This is a genomic window from Actinoplanes sp. NPDC051470 (genome assembly GCF_040682035.1).
Lineage (GTDB): Bacteria > Actinomycetota > Actinomycetes > Mycobacteriales > Micromonosporaceae > Actinoplanes.
Map to the genome: position 1 here is coordinate 288277 of NZ_JBFBAA010000002.1, position 18508 is coordinate 306784.

At 72.2% G+C, this 18508-nt stretch carries 17 protein-coding genes; 10 read left to right on the top strand and 7 right to left on the bottom strand.

Annotation, left to right across the window (positions count from 1 at the left end; translation table 11 throughout):
• The first annotated feature begins 9 nt into the window (after positions 1 to 9).
• Positions 10 to 1212 carry a serine hydrolase domain-containing protein gene (locus AB0M54_RS06430; RefSeq protein ID WP_364469496.1) on the top strand — a complete coding sequence of 401 codons (1203 nt, stop codon included), beginning with the start codon at positions 10 to 12 and terminating at the stop codon, positions 1210 to 1212.
• Here AB0M54_RS06430 and AB0M54_RS06435 read toward each other — a convergent pair.
• Positions 1195 to 1881: a TetR/AcrR family transcriptional regulator gene (locus AB0M54_RS06435; protein WP_364469498.1), complete on the bottom strand. Its 687-nt coding sequence runs from the start codon at positions 1879 to 1881 to the stop codon at positions 1195 to 1197. The genes AB0M54_RS06430 and AB0M54_RS06435 overlap by 18 nt on opposite strands.
• A gap of 110 nt (positions 1882 to 1991) precedes the next feature.
• Between AB0M54_RS06435 and AB0M54_RS06440 the strand changes: the two genes are divergently transcribed.
• The 8 genes from AB0M54_RS06440 (at position 1992) to AB0M54_RS06475 (ending at position 10914) form a co-directional block, all read left to right on the top strand.
• Complete coding sequence (locus AB0M54_RS06440; RefSeq protein ID WP_364320214.1) at positions 1992 to 2987, top strand: sugar ABC transporter substrate-binding protein; 996 nt, start codon at positions 1992 to 1994, stop codon at positions 2985 to 2987.
• Positions 2984 to 4459, top strand: a complete 1476-nt coding sequence (locus AB0M54_RS06445) for a sugar ABC transporter ATP-binding protein (RefSeq protein WP_364469500.1) — start codon at positions 2984 to 2986, stop codon at positions 4457 to 4459. The genes AB0M54_RS06440 and AB0M54_RS06445 overlap by 4 nt, the downstream gene beginning before the upstream one ends.
• The gene (locus AB0M54_RS06450; protein ID WP_364320218.1) at positions 4456 to 5370 is read left to right on the top strand and encodes an ABC transporter permease; all 915 of its coding nucleotides are present in this window, start codon (positions 4456 to 4458) and stop codon (positions 5368 to 5370) included. Before AB0M54_RS06445 ends, AB0M54_RS06450 begins: the two co-directional genes overlap by 4 nt.
• A complete protein-coding gene (locus tag AB0M54_RS06455) occupies positions 5367 to 6332 on the top strand; it encodes an ABC transporter permease (RefSeq protein WP_364320220.1) in 966 nt (321 codons plus the stop codon). The genes AB0M54_RS06450 and AB0M54_RS06455 overlap by 4 nt, the downstream gene beginning before the upstream one ends.
• A complete protein-coding gene (locus AB0M54_RS06460) occupies positions 6329 to 7069 on the top strand; it encodes an SDR family NAD(P)-dependent oxidoreductase (RefSeq protein WP_364320222.1) in 741 nt (246 codons plus the stop codon). Before AB0M54_RS06455 ends, AB0M54_RS06460 begins: the two co-directional genes overlap by 4 nt.
• A gap of 9 nt (positions 7070 to 7078) precedes the next feature.
• Positions 7079 to 7960: an SMP-30/gluconolactonase/LRE family protein gene (locus AB0M54_RS06465; protein WP_364469502.1), complete on the top strand. Its 882-nt coding sequence runs from the start codon at positions 7079 to 7081 to the stop codon at positions 7958 to 7960.
• A 14-nt stretch (positions 7961 to 7974) separates the two neighbouring features.
• Complete coding sequence (locus tag AB0M54_RS06470) at positions 7975 to 9516, top strand: long-chain fatty acid--CoA ligase (RefSeq protein WP_364469504.1); 1542 nt, start codon at positions 7975 to 7977, stop codon at positions 9514 to 9516.
• Positions 9517 to 9663: 147 nt separating this feature from the next.
• A complete protein-coding gene (locus tag AB0M54_RS06475; protein WP_364469506.1) occupies positions 9664 to 10914 on the top strand; it encodes a flavin-dependent oxidoreductase in 1251 nt (416 codons plus the stop codon).
• 24 nt (positions 10915 to 10938) lie between these two features.
• Here AB0M54_RS06475 and AB0M54_RS06480 read toward each other — a convergent pair whose 3' ends face one another.
• Entirely contained in the window at positions 10939 to 11325 is a 387-nt protein-coding gene (locus tag AB0M54_RS06480) for a nuclear transport factor 2 family protein (RefSeq protein ID WP_364320229.1), read from the bottom strand.
• A gap of 38 nt (positions 11326 to 11363) precedes the next feature.
• Between AB0M54_RS06480 and AB0M54_RS06485 the strand changes: the two genes are divergently transcribed.
• Positions 11364 to 12200, top strand: coding sequence for a hypothetical protein (locus AB0M54_RS06485; protein WP_364320231.1), 837 nt, complete (start codon positions 11364 to 11366; stop codon positions 12198 to 12200).
• Here AB0M54_RS06485 and AB0M54_RS06490 read toward each other — a convergent pair.
• The 5 genes from AB0M54_RS06490 to AB0M54_RS06510 form a co-directional block, all read right to left on the bottom strand.
• Positions 12187 to 13272 carry a Xaa-Pro peptidase family protein gene (locus AB0M54_RS06490; protein ID WP_364469508.1) on the bottom strand — a complete coding sequence of 362 codons (1086 nt, stop codon included), beginning with the start codon at positions 13270 to 13272 and terminating at the stop codon, positions 12187 to 12189. The two genes, AB0M54_RS06485 and AB0M54_RS06490, sit on opposite strands and share 14 nt — an antisense overlap.
• 10 nt (positions 13273 to 13282) lie before the next feature.
• On the bottom strand, positions 13283 to 16690 hold the full coding sequence (locus AB0M54_RS06495; protein ID WP_364469510.1) for a DUF4020 domain-containing protein: 3408 nt from the start codon (positions 16688 to 16690) through the stop codon (positions 13283 to 13285).
• 111 nt (positions 16691 to 16801) lie between these two features.
• Positions 16802 to 17269 carry a nitroreductase/quinone reductase family protein gene (locus AB0M54_RS06500; RefSeq protein WP_364320239.1) on the bottom strand — a complete coding sequence of 156 codons (468 nt, stop codon included), beginning with the start codon at positions 17267 to 17269 and terminating at the stop codon, positions 16802 to 16804.
• Between the two features lie 10 nt (positions 17270 to 17279).
• Complete coding sequence (locus AB0M54_RS06505; protein WP_364469512.1) at positions 17280 to 17840, bottom strand: hypothetical protein; 561 nt, start codon at positions 17838 to 17840, stop codon at positions 17280 to 17282.
• Positions 17833 to 18498, bottom strand: a complete 666-nt coding sequence (locus tag AB0M54_RS06510; RefSeq protein ID WP_364320243.1) for a GntR family transcriptional regulator — start codon at positions 18496 to 18498, stop codon at positions 17833 to 17835. Before AB0M54_RS06510 ends, AB0M54_RS06505 begins: the two co-directional genes overlap by 8 nt.
• Between the last annotated feature and the right edge of the window lie 10 nt (positions 18499 to 18508).

Genomic DNA, 18508 nt, shown 5'->3' on the forward strand with positions numbered 1-18508 from the left:
TCTTCCCGCATGACCCTGGGCTTCGACGCGAACCGGTTGCAGACCCTCGACAAGCACTTCCAGCGGTACGTCGACGACGGGCGGCTGCCCGGCTGGCAGATCCTCGTGACCCGCCACGGCGAGATCGCCCACCAGAGCCGCTACGGCCTGCGCGACGTGGCGGCCGGCACGCCGGTCGAGGACGACACGCTGTGGCGGATCTACTCGATGACCAAGCCGATCACCTCGGTCGCCGCGATGAGCCTGTGGGAGGAGGGCCGGTTCCAGCTCACCGACGAGATCAGCCGCTGGCTGCCCGCGTTCCAGGACATGCGGGTGTACGACAAGGGCTCGGCGCTGAAGCCGTTCACGGTGGCCGCGACCGAGCCGATCCGGGTCTGGCACCTGCTGACCCACACGGCCGGGCTGACCTACGGGTTCATGGAGACCTCGGTGGTCGACCGGCTGTACCGGGAGGCCGGCTTCGGACTCGACGAGGGGAAGTACGACCTGGCCGAGACCGTCGATCGGTACGCGACGTTCCCGCTGCTGTTCCAGCCGGGCAGCGCGTGGGGCTATTCGGTGGCCACCGACGTGCTCGGCCGGCTGGTCGAGGTGGTGGCCGGGAAGCCGCTCGACGAGGTGTTCCAGGAGCGGGTCCTCGGGCCGCTGGGCATGACCGACACCCGGTGGTGGGCCGACGAGCCGGACGCCGAGCGGCTGGCCCAGCTGTACGTGCCTCATCCGGCCACCGGCCAGGCGGTGACGTCGCCCCTGCTGGCCGGCTCGGGCCTGCGCCCACCCGTCATGCACGCCGGCGGGCACGGCCTGATCTCCACCGCGCACGACTACCACCGGTTCACCCAGATGCTGCTCAACGGCGGCGAGCTGGACGGCAACCGGGTGCTGGGCAGCCGCACCCTGCGCACGATGACCCGCAACCACCTGCCCGGCGGCCGCGACCTGGAGGCCCTGTCCACCGGTGGCTTCGCCGAGACCACCCTGGAAGGGGTCGGCTTCGGCCTCGGGTTCGCCGTCGTCGAGGACAAGAGGCCCGGCCACACGGCGGGCAACGCGGGCGAGTTCTACTGGGGCGGCATGGCCAGCACCGCGTTCTGGGTCGACCCGGCCGACCGGCTGACCGCGTCGTTCTTCACCCAGCTCATGCCCTCCAACACGTACCCCCTGGGCCAGGAGCTGCGGCAGCTGGTCTATTCAGCCCTGGTGGACTGACGCCACCGGCGCCCCGGTCATCGTGAGCGCCAGCTGGGCGGTGAACTCGCCCAGCTGCTCGGGGGAGTCGGCGCCGTCCCGGCGGTACCACCGGACCAGGTCGATGGCGAGCGAGAGGATGGCCCGGGCGACCCGCTTGACGTCGACGTCGGCGAACGCGCCCGAGGTGACGCCCCGCTCGACCGCGGTCCGGAAGACGACGTTGGTCCGGTGCCGGGTCTCCAGGATCTGCTCGTAGTGCTCGGCCGAGAGCCCGGCCAGCTCGTACTGGCTGACCCGGGCGGCGACGTGGTAGCGGGCGTGCCACTCGGTGTATCGCGCCACCAGCGCCCGGAGATGCTCCACCGGGTCGTCGAGGCCGGCCACGGCCGGGTCGGTCGCGCAGGCCAGGGCCCGGTCGTGCGCCGTCCGGACGATCTCGAAGAGCACGTGCTCCTTCGACGGGAAGTGGACGTAGAGCGCGGCGGGGCTGAGGCCGACCGCGCCGGAGATGTCGCGGGTGGTCGTGGCGTGGAAGCCGTTGGAGGCGAAGCAGCGCACGGCCGAGGTGAGCAGTTTGCGGGGCACCTCGCCGCGTGACTCGTCCCAGAGCGCGGGGGACTCGTCGTCCAGTTCGGGGAGCCCTTCGAGGTCGTCGGTGGTGAACCTGGCCTGTCGTCGCTTCGCCATGACCTGAATCTCCCATTACCGATCCGTCACTTTCATGTGACGGTTGACACACGCAGATTACCAGGTGACTATGCGCTTAGTAACCACGTCTGACCTCGAAGGAGAGGCCGATGGTGCGGACACGATCACTACGAGCCGCCGTGCTCGGCATGGCCCTGATCGCTGCGGGATGCGGGGGCTCACCCGCGGCGTCGACCAAGGAGACCGGCACCCAGGGCAAGACGATCGCCTTCGTGGGCTACGGCGACGCCAGCCCCTGGGGCGCCGCCTACAACAAGACCTTCAAGGCCGAGCTCGCCTCGTCCGGCGTCAAGATCAACGACCTGACCAGCATGGACGCCGGGACCCAGGTGCAGAACTTCAACCAGGCGGTGTCCCAGAAGCCCGCCCTCATCGTGGCCGCGCTGTGGGACACCACGGCCACCGTCGTGCCGATCCAGAAGGCGAAACAGGCGGGTGTGCCCGTACTCATCGTCGACGGCCGGCCCGACCCCCAGGTCGAGGGTGACGTGATGTCGGTGCTCTCGGACAACGTCAAACTCGGCGAGTACGCCGCCCAGAACATCATCGAGGGCCTGAAGGCGCAGGGCCGCGACTCGGGCAAGGTCATCGTGCTCTCCGGGACCAAGGCGATGCTGGTCACCCAGGACCGGATGGAGGGCTTCGGCAAGGCGATGGCGGCCGCGCCGCAATATCAGGTGATCGAGGACCAGGACACCAACTGGGACCCGACGGCCTCCGGCAAGGTCGCCCAGCAGCTGTTCGCCAAGCACGGCTGCGACGGCATCCAGGCCGCGTACGGCATGGCCGACTACATGGCGCTGCCGATCGTCCAGGCGGCCAAGCAGGCCGGGTGCAAGGTCGGCGGCACGGACGGCCTGGTGGTCACCGGCGGCAACTGCTTCAAGGCCGGCATCACCGCGATCAAGGCCGGCGAGATGTACGGCACCGCCACCGAGGACCCGATCACCATCGCCAAGCAGACCGCCTCCTACCTCACCCGCTTCCTCAACGGCGAGAACCCGCCCAAGAGCGAGCTGGTCAAGGAGGACCGGGTCACCAAGGAGACCATCGCCCAGTTCGAGGAGCAGTGCAGCCAGGCATGAGCGAACCGCTGGTCGTCATCGACGCGCTGGCCCGGAGCTTCGCCGGCGTCCCGGCGGTGCGGGAGGTCTCCTTCACCGTCGGGGCGGGCGAGATCCACGCCGTCTGCGGGCACAACGGCGCCGGCAAGAGCACGGTCGTCAAGATGCTGTCCGGGCAGCTGGCACCGGACGCCGGCCGGATCCTGCTGGCCGGCGAGCCGGTGCTGCTGGGAAGCCGGCAGGCGGCCCAGCGCCTCGGCGTGGCCCTGGTCGACCAGGAGCTGAGCGTGGTGCCGGCGCTGACCGTGCTGGAGAACCTGATGCTCGGCGACATCGACGCGCCGCTGGTCAAGCGGCGGCGGGCCGCGGTGGCCCGGTGCCGGGAGGTGCTCGGCGACCTGGGACTCGACCACGTGCGGCCGGATCAGCTCGTCTCGACGCTGAGCATGGGCGAGCGGCAGCTGATCGAGATCGCCAAGGCGCTAAGCCAGCGGGCGCGGGTGGTCATCCTGGACGAGCCGACCGCCACGCTGAGCGAGGCGGAGAGCCGGCGGGTCCATGCGGCCGTACGCCGGGTCGCCGCCCGTGGGTGCGCCGTCGTGTTCGTGTCGCACCGGCTGGCCGAGGTGCTGGACCTGTGTGACACGGTCACGGTGCTGCGCGACGGGCGGCGGATCACCACCAGGCCGGCCGCCGAGCTGACCGTCGACCGGCTGATCGTGGAGATGCTCGGCGAGGCGCCTCATCGCCTCTCAGCGAATCGACGGCCCGATCCCGACCTCACCCACGCGCTGCGGATCTCGCGACTGCGGGTCCCGGGGCGCCTGACGGACTTCACGCTGACCGCGCGGGCGGGCCGGATCTACGCGCTGGCCGGGCAGCTGGGCAGCGGCGCGTCCGATGTGCTGCGGGCCCTCGCGGGGCTGCACCCGGGGGCGACCGGCCGGGTCAGCCTGCGCGACCGCGCCGTCCCGTTCCGCAGCCCGGTCGGCGCGGCGCGGGCCGGGATCGCGTACGTGTCGAACGATCGCAAGGGCGAGGGCCTCTTCCTGGACAAGTCGGTGGCGATGAACCTGGTCGGCACCCGGCTGAACCGCCTCGGCGGGAAGGCGCTCGTCCCGGCCGCCCGGCCGCTCGCCGCCCGCGCCGGCCTGGACGAGGTCCGGCTGGCCGAACCGGTGCTCGCGCTCAGCGGCGGCAACCAGCAGAAGGTGTTCGTCGGCCGCGCGCTGGACCGGCCCGACGTGCACGCGCTGCTGCTGGACGAGCCGACCCGGGGCGTCGACATCGGCGGGCGGGCGGCGATCCACCGGCTGCTCCGCGACGCCGCCGACGCCGGGCTGGTCGTCGTCTTCGCCTCGACCGAGCTGGAGGAACTGCTGGAACTCGGCGACGTCATCCTCACCATGCGCGACGGCCGGGTGGTCGAGACCTACCAGGGCGGCGCCGACGGCACCGTGCTGATGCGGGACATGACGGGCGAGAAAGCATGACGGTACGCCGAGGTCCGGTGGCCCTGGCCGTCCTGCTCCTGATCCTCCTGCCGCTGGCCGTCAGCACCGACCGCTTCCTCACCCTGGCCAACGCCCGGGCCATCCTGGCCTCGGCCGCGCTGGTCGGCATCACCGCGATCGGGGCGACCCTGGTGATGATCGCCGGGTCGGCGGTCTCGATGGCGGCCTCGCAGACCGCCACCCTCGTCGCCATGGTCTTCCTCTGGACGCTGAGCCACGGCCTGCTCGTGGCCACCCTGCTCGGGCTGCTCACCGGGGTCGTGGTCACGGTCGTCCAGGGGCTGGTGGTCGGCTACTGGGAGGCCAACCCGATCGTGCTGACCATCGCCGCGGGCTTCGCGATCGGCGGCGGCTCGGTCTGGTTCAGCGGCGGGACACCGGTGGCCGCGGCCGGCGGCGGCTACCAGGTGCTCAACGCGACCGTGCTCGGGCTGCCGCTCGCGGTCTACGTGCTGCTGGCGCTGGCCGTGCTGGCCCAGTGGATGCTGCGGCGGACCACGGCCGGGAGGCAGATGTACCTGGTCGGCGAGAACCGGGCCGCGGCCCGGGCGGCCGGCCTGCCGGTGGGCCGGGTGATCGCCGTCGCCTGGGCCTTCTCCGGGCTGTGCCTGGCGCTCACCGGCGTCTTCCTGGCCGCCTTCAACACCAGCGCCACCACCAATCTGGCCGGCCCCTTGACCCTCGACGCGATCGCCGCGGTCCTGCTCGGCGGCACCGCGATCGCCGGCGGCAAGGGGTCGGCGCTCCGCACGCTCGGCGGCGCGGTGCTGATCGCCGTCATCGCCGACGTGCTCCTCCTCCGCGGCTACTCGACCGGGATCCAGATCCTGGTGAAGGGAGTCCTCGTGCTCGGTGTCGTCGTGCTGGTCCACCTCCGGAGGCGTCGATGAGACCGGAACGTCTCGTGCCCGGTGCGGCCCTGCTGCTGGTCGTGATCGTCTTCGCGCTCACGCCGCTGGGCACCGGCGTGCCGCTCGCGTCCTTCGACGTCTACAACGCGTTGCAGGGCTTCGCGCAGATCGGGCTGCTCGCGCTGGCCATCGGGCTGACCATGATCGCCGGCGAGTTCGACCTCTCGGTGGTCGGCACCTACGCCGTCGGCGGGATGATCACCGTGCTCACCGGGCAGTCATCGGCGCTGCTCGGCCTGCTGATCGCGGTCGCCGCGGGCGCGCTGATCGGCGCCCTGCAGGGCGGCCTGATCGCGTGGCTGCGGATCCCGTCGGTGCCCGTGACGCTGGCGGCGTACATCGCGCTGCTCGGGCTCGCGTACGCGCTGTCCGGCGGGCTCAGCGTGACCTTCAAGAACCAGGCCGCCACGCTCTGGGTCGACCAGACAGTGGCCGGCGTCTTCTCGCCGCGCAGCCTGATCACGCTGGCCGCGTTCGCGGTCGCGGCCGTGGTGCTCGGCTTCACCCGGCTCGGGGCGGAGCTGCGCGCGATCGGCGGCGACCGGCGGGCCGGCCGGGTCGCCGGGGTGCCGGTGGAACGCCGCCTGGTGCTGCTGTTCACCATGTCGGGCACGCTCGCGGCGCTCGGCGGCGCGCTGCTCAGCGTCAGCTTCGCCTCGGCCAACCCCGACCCCGGACTGCGGCCGTTACTGATCGCCGCGGTGGCCGCTCTGCTCGGCGGGGTGTCGCTGGCCGGTGGCCGCGGCACGCCGGCCGGACTGCTGGCCGGCGCGCTCGCGGTGGCCCTGCTGGCCCAGATCGTCACCCTGGCCTACCTGCCGGACTACTCGACCCAGCTGTTCTACGCGGCGCTGCTCGCGGTGGTCGTCGCGATCGACTCACCGGGGTTACGGCGCACCCTGGACCGCCTGCGGGCGCGGACCCGGCGGGCGGCGGCGTGACGGGCAACCTGACCTTCGACTTCGCCGGGCGTACGGTCCTGGTCACCGGGGGCGCCCGCGGCGTCGGCGAGGCGATCGGCCGGCACTTCCGGCTGGCCGGGGCGACCGTCTACCTGGTCGACCTGGAGGCGGACGTGGTCGAGGCGACCGCGGCCGAGATCGGGGCGGTCGGGCTGGCCGCCGACGTCACCGACAGCGCCCAGGTCGACGCCGTGGTGGACCGGGTGGTCGCCGAGACCGGCCGGATCGACGTGCTGGTCAACAACGCGGGCATTCTGCGCGACGGCGTGGTGTGGAAGCTCAGCGACGGCGACTATGAGTCGGTGATGGCGGTGCACGCGGGCGGCACGTTCCGGTTCACCCGGGCGGCGGTGCCGCACTTCCGGCGGCAGGGTTCGGGCCGGGTGATCAACGTGACCTCGTACACCGGCCTGCACGGCAACCCGGGGCAGTCGAACTACGCGATGGCCAAGGCCGGGATCATCGGGTTCACCAAGACCACGGCCAAGGAACTGGCGCGGTTCGGCATCACCGTCAACGCGATCTCGCCGAACGCGCGGACCCGGATGATCGCCTCGGTCCCGCCGGACAAGCTCGCCGCCCTCACCAGGGCCATCCCGATGGGCCGTTTCGCCGAGACCTCGGAGATGGCGGCCGCGGTCGCGTTCCTGGCCTCGGACGAGGCCTCCTACATCACCGGCGTCGTCCTCCCCGTCGACGGAGGACTCTCACTGTGAGGAGTAATCATGGCTGACTTCACCACCGTCGTGTCGGACGCGCACTTCCTGGAGGCGCCGCGCTGGCACGAGGGCCGGATCTGGTTCTCCGACTTCTACGGCCTGGGCGTCTCGTCGGCGAACGAGGACGGTTCCGACCTGAGGGTCGAGGCGGAGGTGCCCGGGCAGCCGTCCGGGCTGGGCTGGCTGCCCGACGGCCGGCTGCTGGTCGTCTCGATGACCGATCGCCGGGTGCTGCGCCGCGAGCCCGACGGCACCCTGGTCACCCACGGCGACCTGTCGAAGCACGCGGCCGGGCCGATCAACGACATGTCCGTCGACGCGCGGGGCCGCGCGTACGTGGGGAATTTCGGGTTCGACCTGATGGGTGGCGCACCGATCGAGCCGACCTCGCTGCACCGGGTCGACCCGGACGGCACGGTCACCGAGGTCGCCGACGGCCTGTGGTTCCCCAACGGCAGCGCGATCACGCCGGACGGCGTCCTGCTCGTCGGCGAGACCTTCGGCAACCGGATCAGCGCCTTCGACCTCACCGACGACGGGCGGCTCACCAACCACCGGGTGTGGGCTTCCTTCGGACCGCTGCCGACCGACCGCTCGGTGGAGGTGGTGTTGCCGGCCTTGGCGGTCGCGCCGGACGGGGCCTGCCTCGACGCCGAGGGCGGCTTCTGGATCGCCGACGCCACCGGCAGCCGGCTGCTCCGGGTCGTCGAGGGCGGCACGATCACCGACGAGATCGAAACCGGCACGCCGGTGTACGCCTGCGCGCTGGGCGGCGCCGACGGCCGCACCCTGTACGCCTGCGCCGCGCCGGACTTCCACGCCGAGCCGCGCAAGGCGGCCACCGAGGCCCGGCTCCTCGCGACCCGCGTCGCCGTCCCGGCCGCCTGACGATGCGGGGGCTGATGCAGGATCGGCCGCTGGATGTCGCCTCGCTGATGCGGCGCGCGTCCGGGGTCTTCGCCCACAAGCGGGTCATCACCAACACGGCCGTCGACGAGGTGGCCGCGACCTGGGGCGAGGTGGTTTCCCGCGCCCGACGCCTCGCGGGCGTTCTCGATGCGCTCGGCGTGCCCCCGGGAGCGCGGGTGGGGACCTTCGGGTGGAACTCGCAGCGGCATCTGGAGCTCTACCTGGCGGTGCCGAGCTCCGGGCGGGTGCTGCACACGCTCAACCATCGGCTGTTCGCGGACGAGCTGACCTGGATCCTGGCCGACGCGGCCGACGACGTGCTGTTCGTCGACCGGTCCCTGCTACCTACCGTCTGGTCGGTAGCTTGGGGGGCGGCGTCCGTGCGACACGTCGTGGTCATGGATGACGGTGGGGACGAGCCGATCCCCGCCGGGGTGCTCTCGTACGAGGAACTGCTCGGGTCTTCCTCGGCGGCGGGCCCGGCCGTGGTCGACGAGACCGACGCCGCCGCCCTCTGCTACACCTCCGGCACGACCGGGCGCCCCAAGGGCGTGCTCTACAGCCACCGGTCGATCGTGCTGCACACGCTGCTCCTGCTCGCCGCGGACAGCTTCGCCATCAGCGAGCGTGACGTGGTCATGCCGATCGTGCCGATGTTCCACGTCAACGCCTGGGGCCTGCCGTACGCCGCGGCGATGGCCGGCGCCGACCTGGTGCTGCCCGGCCCCCGGATGACCCCGGGCGACCTCGCGTCGCAGCTGACCCGGCACCACGTCGCGGTCACCGCGGCGGTCCCGGCGATCTGGCGCGGCCTGGAACCGCTGCTGCCCGGGCTCGACCTGTCGTCGCTCCGGATGGCCGTGAGTGGCGGCAGCGCGTTGCCGGAGTCGCTGGCCCGGACCTATGCCGGCGCCGGGGTGCCGCTCAGCAGTTCGTGGGGGATGACCGAGACCAGCCCGCTGGTCACCTGCGCCCGGCCCGACGACCCCCTCGACGTGCGGATTCTTCCGGGGCGGCCGGTCCCGCTGACCGAGGTCCGGCTGATCGGCGAGGACGGCGACGTGGTCGCCCACGACGGCGTCACACCCGGGGAGGTGCAGGTCAGCGGGCCGACCGTCGCCGGCGGCTACTTCGGCGACACCGCGGCGTCGCTCAGCGAGGACGGCTGGCTCCGGACCGGCGACGTCGGGACGATCGACCCCGGCGGCTACCTGCGGATCGTCGACCGGACCAAGGATCTGGTGAAGTCGGGCGGCGAGTGGATCTCGTCGGTGACGCTGGAGAACGAGATCATGGCCCATCCCGACGTGGTCGAGGCGGCGGTGGTCGCGGTGCCCGATCATCGTTGGGGTGAACGGCCGCTGGCCTGCGTGGTGGTCGCGTCCGGCCGCACGCTGACCGCCGACGAGTTGCGGGAGCACCTGACCGGCCGGGTCGCGTCATGGTGGGTCCCCGCCGAGTTCCGGTTCGTGGCCGAGATCCCCAAGACCGCGACCGGCAAGTTCGCCAAGGTCGCCCTCCGCCGGTCCCTCTGAGAGCCCGCCCTGTGCGCCGGCCTTCCCTTTGAGACCTCCGCCGGGCTCGGCGGCCTCCGGGCGCTCGGCGCCGCCTCGCGTCAACCTGATTCGGGTGGAATCGAAAGGGTCGAACGTGAATGGGCTCATGTCCTAGCGTCTCCAGACGTGAAGGTACTCGTCATCGGGGGCGGGATCGGCGGGCTGGCGACGGCGTTGAGTCTGCACGCGGCCGGCGTCGACTGCGAGGTGTACGAGCAGTCGCGGGAGATGCACGAGCTGGGTGTCGGCATCAACATGCTGCCGCACGCGGTGAAGGAGCTGGCCGAGCTGGGCCTGCTCGAGCGGCTGGACGCCGCCGGTGTGCGTACCCAGGAACTGATCTACACCAACCAGCTCGGTCAGGAGATCTGGCGGGAACCGCGCGGTCTCGACGCGGGGCACGAGTACCCGCAGTTGTCGATCCACCGTGGCCGGCTGCACGGCGTGCTCCACGAGGCCACGCGGGAGAGGATCGGCCCGGAGCGCATCCACACCTCCAGCCGGCTGGTCGGGTTCGAGCAGGACGACACCGGTGTCACGGCGGTTCTGGCCGATCGGCGGGTGACCGGCGACGTGCTCGTGGCGGCCGACGGCATCCACTCGGTGGTGCGGGCGGCGTTGTATCCGGACGAGGGGCCGCCGACCTGGAACGGCATGATGATGTGGCGTGGCGCGGTGCCGTACCCGCGCCTCCTCACCGGCCGCTCGATGATCATCGCCGGCGGGATCGACCGGGCCAAGCTCGTGGTCTATCCGATCTCGCACGAGCACGGGATCGAGACGCCGCTGCTCAACTGGGCGGTCGGGGTCAAGCTCGGTGACGGCTCGGATCCGCCGCCGCGCCGCGAGGACTGGAACCGCCCCGGCGACATCGACGAGGTGCTGCCCCACGTCCGGCGGGAGTTCAAACTGTCCATGGTGGACATCGAGGCGGTGATCCGGGCCGGCGGGCGGTGCGGCGAGTTCCCGATGTGCGACCGCGACCCGGTGCCGCGCTGGTCGTTCGGCCGGGTCACGCTGCTCGGCGACGCCGCCCACCCGATGTACCCGGTCGGCTCCAACGGCGCCAGCCAGGCCATCCTCGACGCCCGCTGCCTCGCGCCGCTGCTCGCCGGTTCGAGCGACCCCGTCGAGGCCCTTCAGCGGTACGAGGCGGAGCGCCTCCCGCCGACCGCGGAGATCGTGCGGCTCAACCGCCAGGGCGGCCCCGAAGGGGTCATCGACATGGTGTCCCAGCGCGCGCCGGACGGCTTCACCAACCTCGACGAGGTCGCCACCCGCGAGGAGATCGAGGCGATCATCAAGGGCTACGCGGCGACGGCCGGCTTCAGCACCGGGAACACCCCGGCCGCGCGGGACGGGAAGTCCCGGACGTAGAACTGCCACCCGGCCCGGCGCGAGTCACACAGCTTCACTGGCGATCCGGGGGAACTGTGCCGCCATGGCCGCGGCCAGGGCGTTGGCCGCCGACAGCGGCCGGACCATCACGGTCAGGTCGTCGACCAAGCCGGCCTCGTTCAGGTGGAGGAAGTCGCAGCCCTGCAGGTCCTTGCCGTCCACGGTCGCCCGGAACATCAGCGCGTGGTCGCGGCCGTCGGCGCTGACGATCGTCCGGACGTACCGGAAGTCTTCGAACACCCGCAGCACCCCGCGCAGGATCGCCGCGGTCATCGCCTTGCCCGGGTAGGGCTTGTGGGCGACCGGGCTGGTGAAGACCACATCGTCGGCCAGCAGCGCCTCGAGCGCGGCGGCGTCGCGGGCCTCGGCGGCCCGGCGGAAGGAATCCATGCGGGCGACGCTACCGCAGCCACCCTAGAGTGATCGGGATGATCGCACGCATCGGAGCCTTCATCGTCGGGGCCGTCCTGCTGACGCCGGTCTGGCTGGACGGCAGCGAGTACGAGGGCTTCGCGCCGGAGAGCGACGACCTGGCGATCACGGCGACGATTCTCGCGGTGGTGGCCGGGCTGCTGCTGGGCTGGGCCAACCGCGGCCGCCGGTGGTACTGGGTGCTGCTCGGGGCGGTGGCCGGCTCGATCGTCCACGCCGGGGTGACCGTGCTCGTCTACCACGTCGTGATCCCGCTCGACTTCCCCATCCCGCTGGTCCTCATGATTCCGCTGCCGATCGTCGCCGCCATGGTGGGGTTCGGCGCCGGGTTGCTGGTGCGGCGCCCGGTCGGTGGGTTTTCCCAGATCCAGGGGTACGCCCTGGCGTTCGTGATCGCCCTCGTCGGCGTGTACGCGGTCACCGGGTTCGTACGGGTCGGGGCCGAGTGGGCCACCGCCCGGTTCCAGCCCGGGGACACCTCCGATGCCACGTCGCTCGACCTGGGGGCGGGGCGGCACGCGGTGTTCGCCACCTACAACGACCAGCCCGGCGCCTGCACGATCAAGTCCGGTGACGGCGCCGTCCTGAAGGTGCGCCAGCCGTCGGTCGAGTTCACCGACAACAGCGACAGCATCGTGACCGTGCTGTTCGGTGTCTTCGACCTGTCGGCGCCCGGCCGGGTCGCCGTCGACTGCCCGCGGGGCCGGATCGGCCGGCCGCCCGAGGTGCGCGGGCCGTTGGGGCACCTGCTCTTCGTACCCATCGCCCTGCTCTGTCTGATCGGCGCGATCCCCGGACTGGTCTACGGCGTGGCGCGACTCAGAGGTAGGTGAGGTCGGTGCTGGTGGTGTTGAGCAGGCGCGGGCCGGCGGCGGTGCAGGCGACGATGTCCTCGATGCGCGCGCCGTGGCGGCCGGTCAGGTAGACGCCGGGCTCGATCGAGAAGACCATGCCCTCGGTCAGCGGGGTGCGGTTGCCCTCGACGATGTACGGATCCTCGTGGCCCTCCAGCCCGATGCCGTGGCCGGTGCGGTGCAGGAACGCGTCGCCGAAGCCGGCGGCGGTCAGCTGGTCGCGCGCCACCGCGTCGAGGTGTTCGGCGGTGACACCGGGGGCGACGGCCGCGACCGAGGCCCGCTGAGCCTCTTGGAGCGCGCCGTAGTAGGCCAGAAAATCATCCGGGGCGGTGGCTCCGACGACGTACGTGCGGGTGCAGTCCGAGCAGTAGCCACTGGGCATGGTGCCGCCGATGTCGACGACGACCGGGTCGCCGGCCTGGATCACCCGGTCGCTGCTGCCGTGGTGCGGGCTGGCGCCGTTCGGCCCGGACGCCACGATGGTGAAGTCGGCGGTGGCGTGGCCCTCCTGGCGGATCGCCGCGGCGATGTCGGCGGCGACGGCGGCCTCGGTGCGGCCCGGCTCGAGCCAGAGGTGCATCCGCTGGTGCACCCGGTCGATCGCGGCGCCCGCCTCGGCCAGCGCCTCGACCTCGGCCGCCGACTTGACGGCCCGCAGCGGCCCCAGGATCGGGCCCGCGGTCTCCCACCGCGCCTCCGGCCACCGCCGCTGGAACGGCACCAGGTGGCGGGCGGGCATCGAGTCGGCCACCGCGACCCGGCCCGCGGCCGGCGGGATGAGCGCCCACGCGTCGGCGCCGTCCGGGTAGTCGACGATGGCGATGCCCTCGGTGGCGACCTCGGCGGCCGGCCGCTCGAGCCGCGGCACGACCAGCGTGGCCTCCCCGTCGACCGGCAGCACCAGGCAGGTGAGCCGTTCCAGGGCGTGCGCCGGGTAGCCGGTGAGATAGCGCAGGTCGGCGCTCGGCGTCACGAGCAGCACCTGACACCCGTGGTCACGAAGCGCCTGCCGGGCGCGGTCGAGCCGGTCGTCGTCGTCGATGGGCATGGTCGCCACGCTACCGTCGCTCGCCCCAGCCGAGCCGCAACGCCTCGTTGCGGAGGGCGTCGACGTCGACCAGCGGGCTCAGCTTCTCGAGGATCGGCGGCAGGTGGTAGCCGTCGTGGAAGGGCTTCTCCGTGTGCTTCAGAAGATGCAGGAGCAGTTCGGCGTACGCGGCGGGGTGCGCCTCGGCCCGGTCCGCCAGGTCGTCGAGGAGCCGTGAGTGCGGTTCGACCCGGGCCGGCCGGGCGGCGGCCAGGTCGACGGCTTCGGCGGTCGAGTCGTCGAGGTGGATCGCCCACCCGGCCAGCGCCGACGCCTCGAGGTCGGTGAGGCCGACGGGCTTGCTGGTGAGCCGGTCCCGCCAGTAGGACCGCATCCACCGCGCCCACTGCTCCTCGGCCGCCTCGGGTCCGATCTCACGAAGCAGGTCGCCGATGTTCTCCATCCAGCGGGCCTGACCGGCGGGCGCCACGGTTCTGGTGAAGGCCGGAAGCCAGGCCGTGGGATCCGCGGTGGCGTGCACCGCGATCACGGCCAGGCCGTTGCTGATCTGCCGTGCCCTGTCCCGGTCGTCCGGGCTGACCCGCCTCGCGGCCTCGATGAGGTTGTCCCGGAGACCAGCTTCCAGCAGGCGGTCGCTGTAGCGGCCGCTCGCGAGGAAGCCGTCCCAGCACCGGTCCGCGCGCTCCTCGTCGAGGGACCAGTCGAGCAGCGGAACCACGACGGACTCGGCCCAGTCGCGGTCGGCGGCGTGCAGGAAGCTGAGGTGGTGAGCGGCGATTGTCTGGGCGGCCACCACCGGTTCGTCCGAGCCGTCGATCATCGACTCCAGCCGGGACCTCATCTCGGCCGACAGTCCCGGCCAGCCGTCGGTGCCGGCTTTCCATTCGGCCTCGATGACATGCACCCAGAACTCGGTGAGCCAGCCTCCGGGCTCGTTGATGGCCCAGCTGAACCAATCACGATCTCGTTCCGGGGTGGGTTCGCGGTCCAGCGCCGCCCATGTCCGGTCGGCCAGGTCGCGGCCGCCGGGGACATCCCGCCACACGGTGGCGCCCTCGGAGGACCGGCCGAAGCCGCTCAGCATCGCGGCGACCTCCCTCGCGTGGGTGGCGCCGTCCAGGCGTCGCACCACCTCCTCGGCGGTGGCCGCGTCCAGGGCGGCCTCCGACCAGCCGCGGACGACGGCGCCGCTGATCGCCTCGTCACCGGCGCCGATCAGCGCGAACCCGTCCCGGGGGTGCTCCGCGACGGTCTGCCGGAGGAGCCGGCTGGCGTCGTCCCAGCTCGTCTCGTCGTAGCTCCAGCCCTTCGTCTCGAACTGCTTCAGGTAGGCGATGGCGGCCACCGGGTCGGCGTCGATCCGGGCGTGCAGGTCGGGCACGGTCGTCGGCGGGCGATCCGGGACGAAGCCGCCCTCGCTCCAGCGGTGGAAGTCGGGGTACTTCCCCGGGCGGAAGTCCGGGTAGGCGGCCGTAGCGGCGCTTTTCAGCTCTGGTGCATGGCGCGCGATCCAGGCGAGAACGTTGGCCTTCTCGTGCTCGGTGGCCGCGTCGGCGGACGCCTTCCCGACGTCGCTGATCAGGCCTTCGAGGACGGCCATGTCCGCCGCCCCGGCGGTCTCCTGGATGAGGACGGCGATCTCGTGCCACAGTCCGTGTTCCAGCAGCCAGCCGCGCTCGCGGAGCCATTCCAGCTTGGCCGTCGCGGTCACGTCGCCACGATGGGTCCAGCCATGGACCGCGAGTCGCCGCGGAAGCTCATGATCTTCGGCTTCCCAGGCGTTCAACTGCTGCACGGCGGCGGCCGAACCGCTGTCCAGCAGGGCCTTCACGCTGTCGCGGCAGGCGTCGATCAGGATGTCGAGCGGCCGGTGGAAGCTGTTCTGCGCATGTGGCTCGATGGCGAATCGCTGGCGTGACTCCAGATCCCAGAAGCGACCGGGATAGGTGGCGCTGGTCAGGCGGTAGGCCTGCCGGAGCTGCGCGTCGGCGATGGCGAGGACCTCGGCCGCCGTCTGCGGCAGCTCCGGAACGAAGACCGTCGACCAGGTGTCGAGCAGACTGTCGACGTCACCGCGGATGGTCAGCTCGAAGGAGGCGCCGAGCCGGGGTCGCCGCGGATGGTGGAAGTCGATGCTCGGCGTGGTGAGGTGCGCGAAGAGCATCAGGGCGACATCGCGGTCCGCCGGCAGGCGCGACGCGGCCAGCGCGTACTCCAGCCAGTCGTAGCCGCCGGGATCGTCCCGGATCAGGAGGACCAGCCAGCGCGCGAGCCAGGGCGGCCGGGGCGACCTGATGGTGTGCAGCCGGTGGCCGATCGCCGACCAGAGATGCGGTCCGAGGCGGCCGCCGCAGTTCTCGAGGGCTTCGAGAGCCTTCTGGGAGAGGCTCTCGTCCGCGACGTAGTGCTCGGCGAACCACCCGGCGAGCGGCGACGGGCTGGAGTCGCGGTGGAACAGGCGCTTGAACTCGGTGCGTTCGGTCGCCCAGGCCAGCCAGTGCGGGCCCCGGGCGTACTCGGCGAAGAACTTGCTCTTGTCCTCGTCGGCGAGAACGTCCTCGAGGTAGGAGTCCTCCTCCGGGATGCCCGTCGGTGAGCCGGCCGTGAGCTGGGCGACGCGCCGGCGGTGGTCCAGCAGCGACATGCCGGCGAGCTCGGCCCACTCGCCGACCATGATCGGCAGCTGGGTGTGCTTCTTGTCGGGGTTCGGGTACGGAACCGGGACCACCCGGAAGCGCCGCCAGTGTTCGGCCTGGCCGGCGGTGTCCTCGGTGAGCGCGAAGCGCCTGGTCGACGGGGGCAGGGCGCGGCCCAGATAGGTCATCGCGAAATCGTTGTGGCTGTAGCCGACGAACAGCACGGTGTAGCGGCGGAACATCCGCTCCAGGAAGCGGACCGCCCACCCGTCGAGGAGATAGGCGGCGCCGAAGTCCTCGTCGGTCGCGATCAGGTGGCGCGGATCCTGGCCCAGGGTGCCGTGCAGATAGACGATGCCCTCGAAGTCGTCACCGAGCGGCAGCGCGGGGGCGCGGTACTCCGGCACCTTGCGGCCCAGGACCTTGGACAGGTGGCGGTCGTAGTTCGTGGTCACCACGCGCACGACCGGCCCGGCCTTGGCCAGCTTCCCGATCGCCCGGTGCAGGCGGTTCGGCCGGGAGGCGGGATCGTCGATCCGCTCGGCCACCCGCTGATGGACGTCCATGTTCGCCGGCGCGTCCGCCTTGCCCAGGACGACGTCGAGCGGGTCGTCCTTGCCGAACGCCACCCCGGCGTCGGCGGCGATGGCCTCGGCCAGCCCGCGGAAGTCGGGCAGGTTCGAGGGCGGCGCTATCGAGGCGCCCGCCCCGACGAAGATGACCAGATCACCCGACTGGTGGGCGGACACCAGCTCCTGCGGCAGTTCGGCGCCGATCCACATGTCGGCGCCTCAGGCCACAGCGGCGATGTTGCCGGCCGTGATGCCGAGGACGAATACCGTCGTTCCCACCAGACCAGACAAGCACATCGACGGGTGGCGGGGCCGCCCGGCCTATTCGGGGCGCGGCGCCAGGCGGAAGATGCGGAACGTCCGGTGCGGCGCCCGCTTGAGGTAGAGGTCGTAGCCCGGCCACTGGTCGAGCAGCAGGCGCCACAGGCGGTCGTGTTCGGCGCCGGTCGCCTCGGTGGCCGTCACGGGAAGGTCGGCGCCGGCCAGGCCGACGGTGGCGTCGGGGTTGGCGGCCAGGTTGTGGACCCAGGCCGGGTCGGTGTCGCGGCCCCAGTTCGAGCCGACGACGACGTACGCGTCACCGTCGCGCACGTACTGCAGAGGGCTGCGCCGGGGCTGGCCACTCTTCCGGCCGGTGCAGGTGAGCAGCAGGGACGGCGTCATGCCGAGGGCCACCACCCGGCCCTTGCTGACGCGGCTCAGCCACCGGTCGGCCACCAGCAGGCGGCTGGCCACCGGCGCGAAGACGCGGGTCCGCCCGATCGAGCGCCACATCGACTGCCACCACATCCGCGTGATCCTACGGTGCGGCCGGCAGGGTCAGCGCCCGGTTGGCGACGGTCTGGGCGAGGTCGCGGGCGAAGGGCATCCGGTCACCCTCGGCGACCGCGGTGACCGTGACCGTGGTCCAGCGTGGATGGTCGGCCGCCACCACGCTGACCTCGTCGTTGCCGCCGATCCGGCGGACGCACATGCGGAAGGCGCCACCGGGGTCGGCCACCGCCGTCTCGCCCTGGCAGGCGGTGCGGTCGACCTCGGCGCGGACCCGCTCGTCGTCCGTGTCGCCGGTGAGCTCGAGGACGACGCTGCCCTCGACGGTCCCGTCCGAGGCGCGGTAACCGAACGTGCAGAGGGCCGACGGGTACGGTCCGCCGGCCATCGGGGCGCTGGTGTTGTCGACGGCCCAGGTGTGACCGGTCACCGACCACAGGTCGTCGCTGATCCGCCGGCACCCGGGCACGTCGGGGTACTCGTCGCTGAACGGCTTGATCACGAACAGCGTGTAGGCGGCCAGCGCGGCGACCAGCAGCCCGAGCGGCAGCCAGAGGTACCTCAGCCGGCGCCGCGCATCGTCATCCATGACCGCTGATTCTCCGCAGCGCGTCGCGGGTGGCTTCGAGGTGGGTGCGCATCGCGGCCTCGGCGGCGGCGCCGTCGCGGGCCAGGACGGCGGTGACCACCGGCTCGTGCTCGGCGTGGATCTCGCTCAGGGTGCGCCCGCCCGCGGTGGTGGGCGGGCCGAGCAGGGCGGTGGTGCTGCGGAGCCGGTCGACGATGGCGGCGGTGCGGGGCCGGCCGGACGCACGCAGCAGCAGGTCGTGCAGGGCACGGTCGGCCGGCCAGAAGGTGGCGCCGTCGGCCGCCGCGGCCATGGCGTCGAGGGCGGCCCGGATCTCGGCGTGCTGCTGGTCGGTGCCCTGTTCGGCGGCGTCGCGGGCGGCCGGCGGTTCGAGGGCGAGGCGGATGCCGATGATCTCCTCGATGTCGTCGGCGCGGGGCGGCAGCACGCGGAAGCCGCGGTTGCGCCGGATCTCGACCAGGCCCGCCTCGGCCAGCCGCAGCAGACCCTCGCGGACCGGGCTGCGGGAGACGCCGAGGATCTCGGCAAGCTGGTAGACGGAGTACGTCGTCCCGGGCGCGAGCTGGCCCGCGGCGACACCGTCGCGGACCGCCTGGGCCACCGCGTCGGCGAGGGACGGGGCCTCCGGCGGGAGCGCGAGCGCGACCACTTCCTTCACGAGTAACATG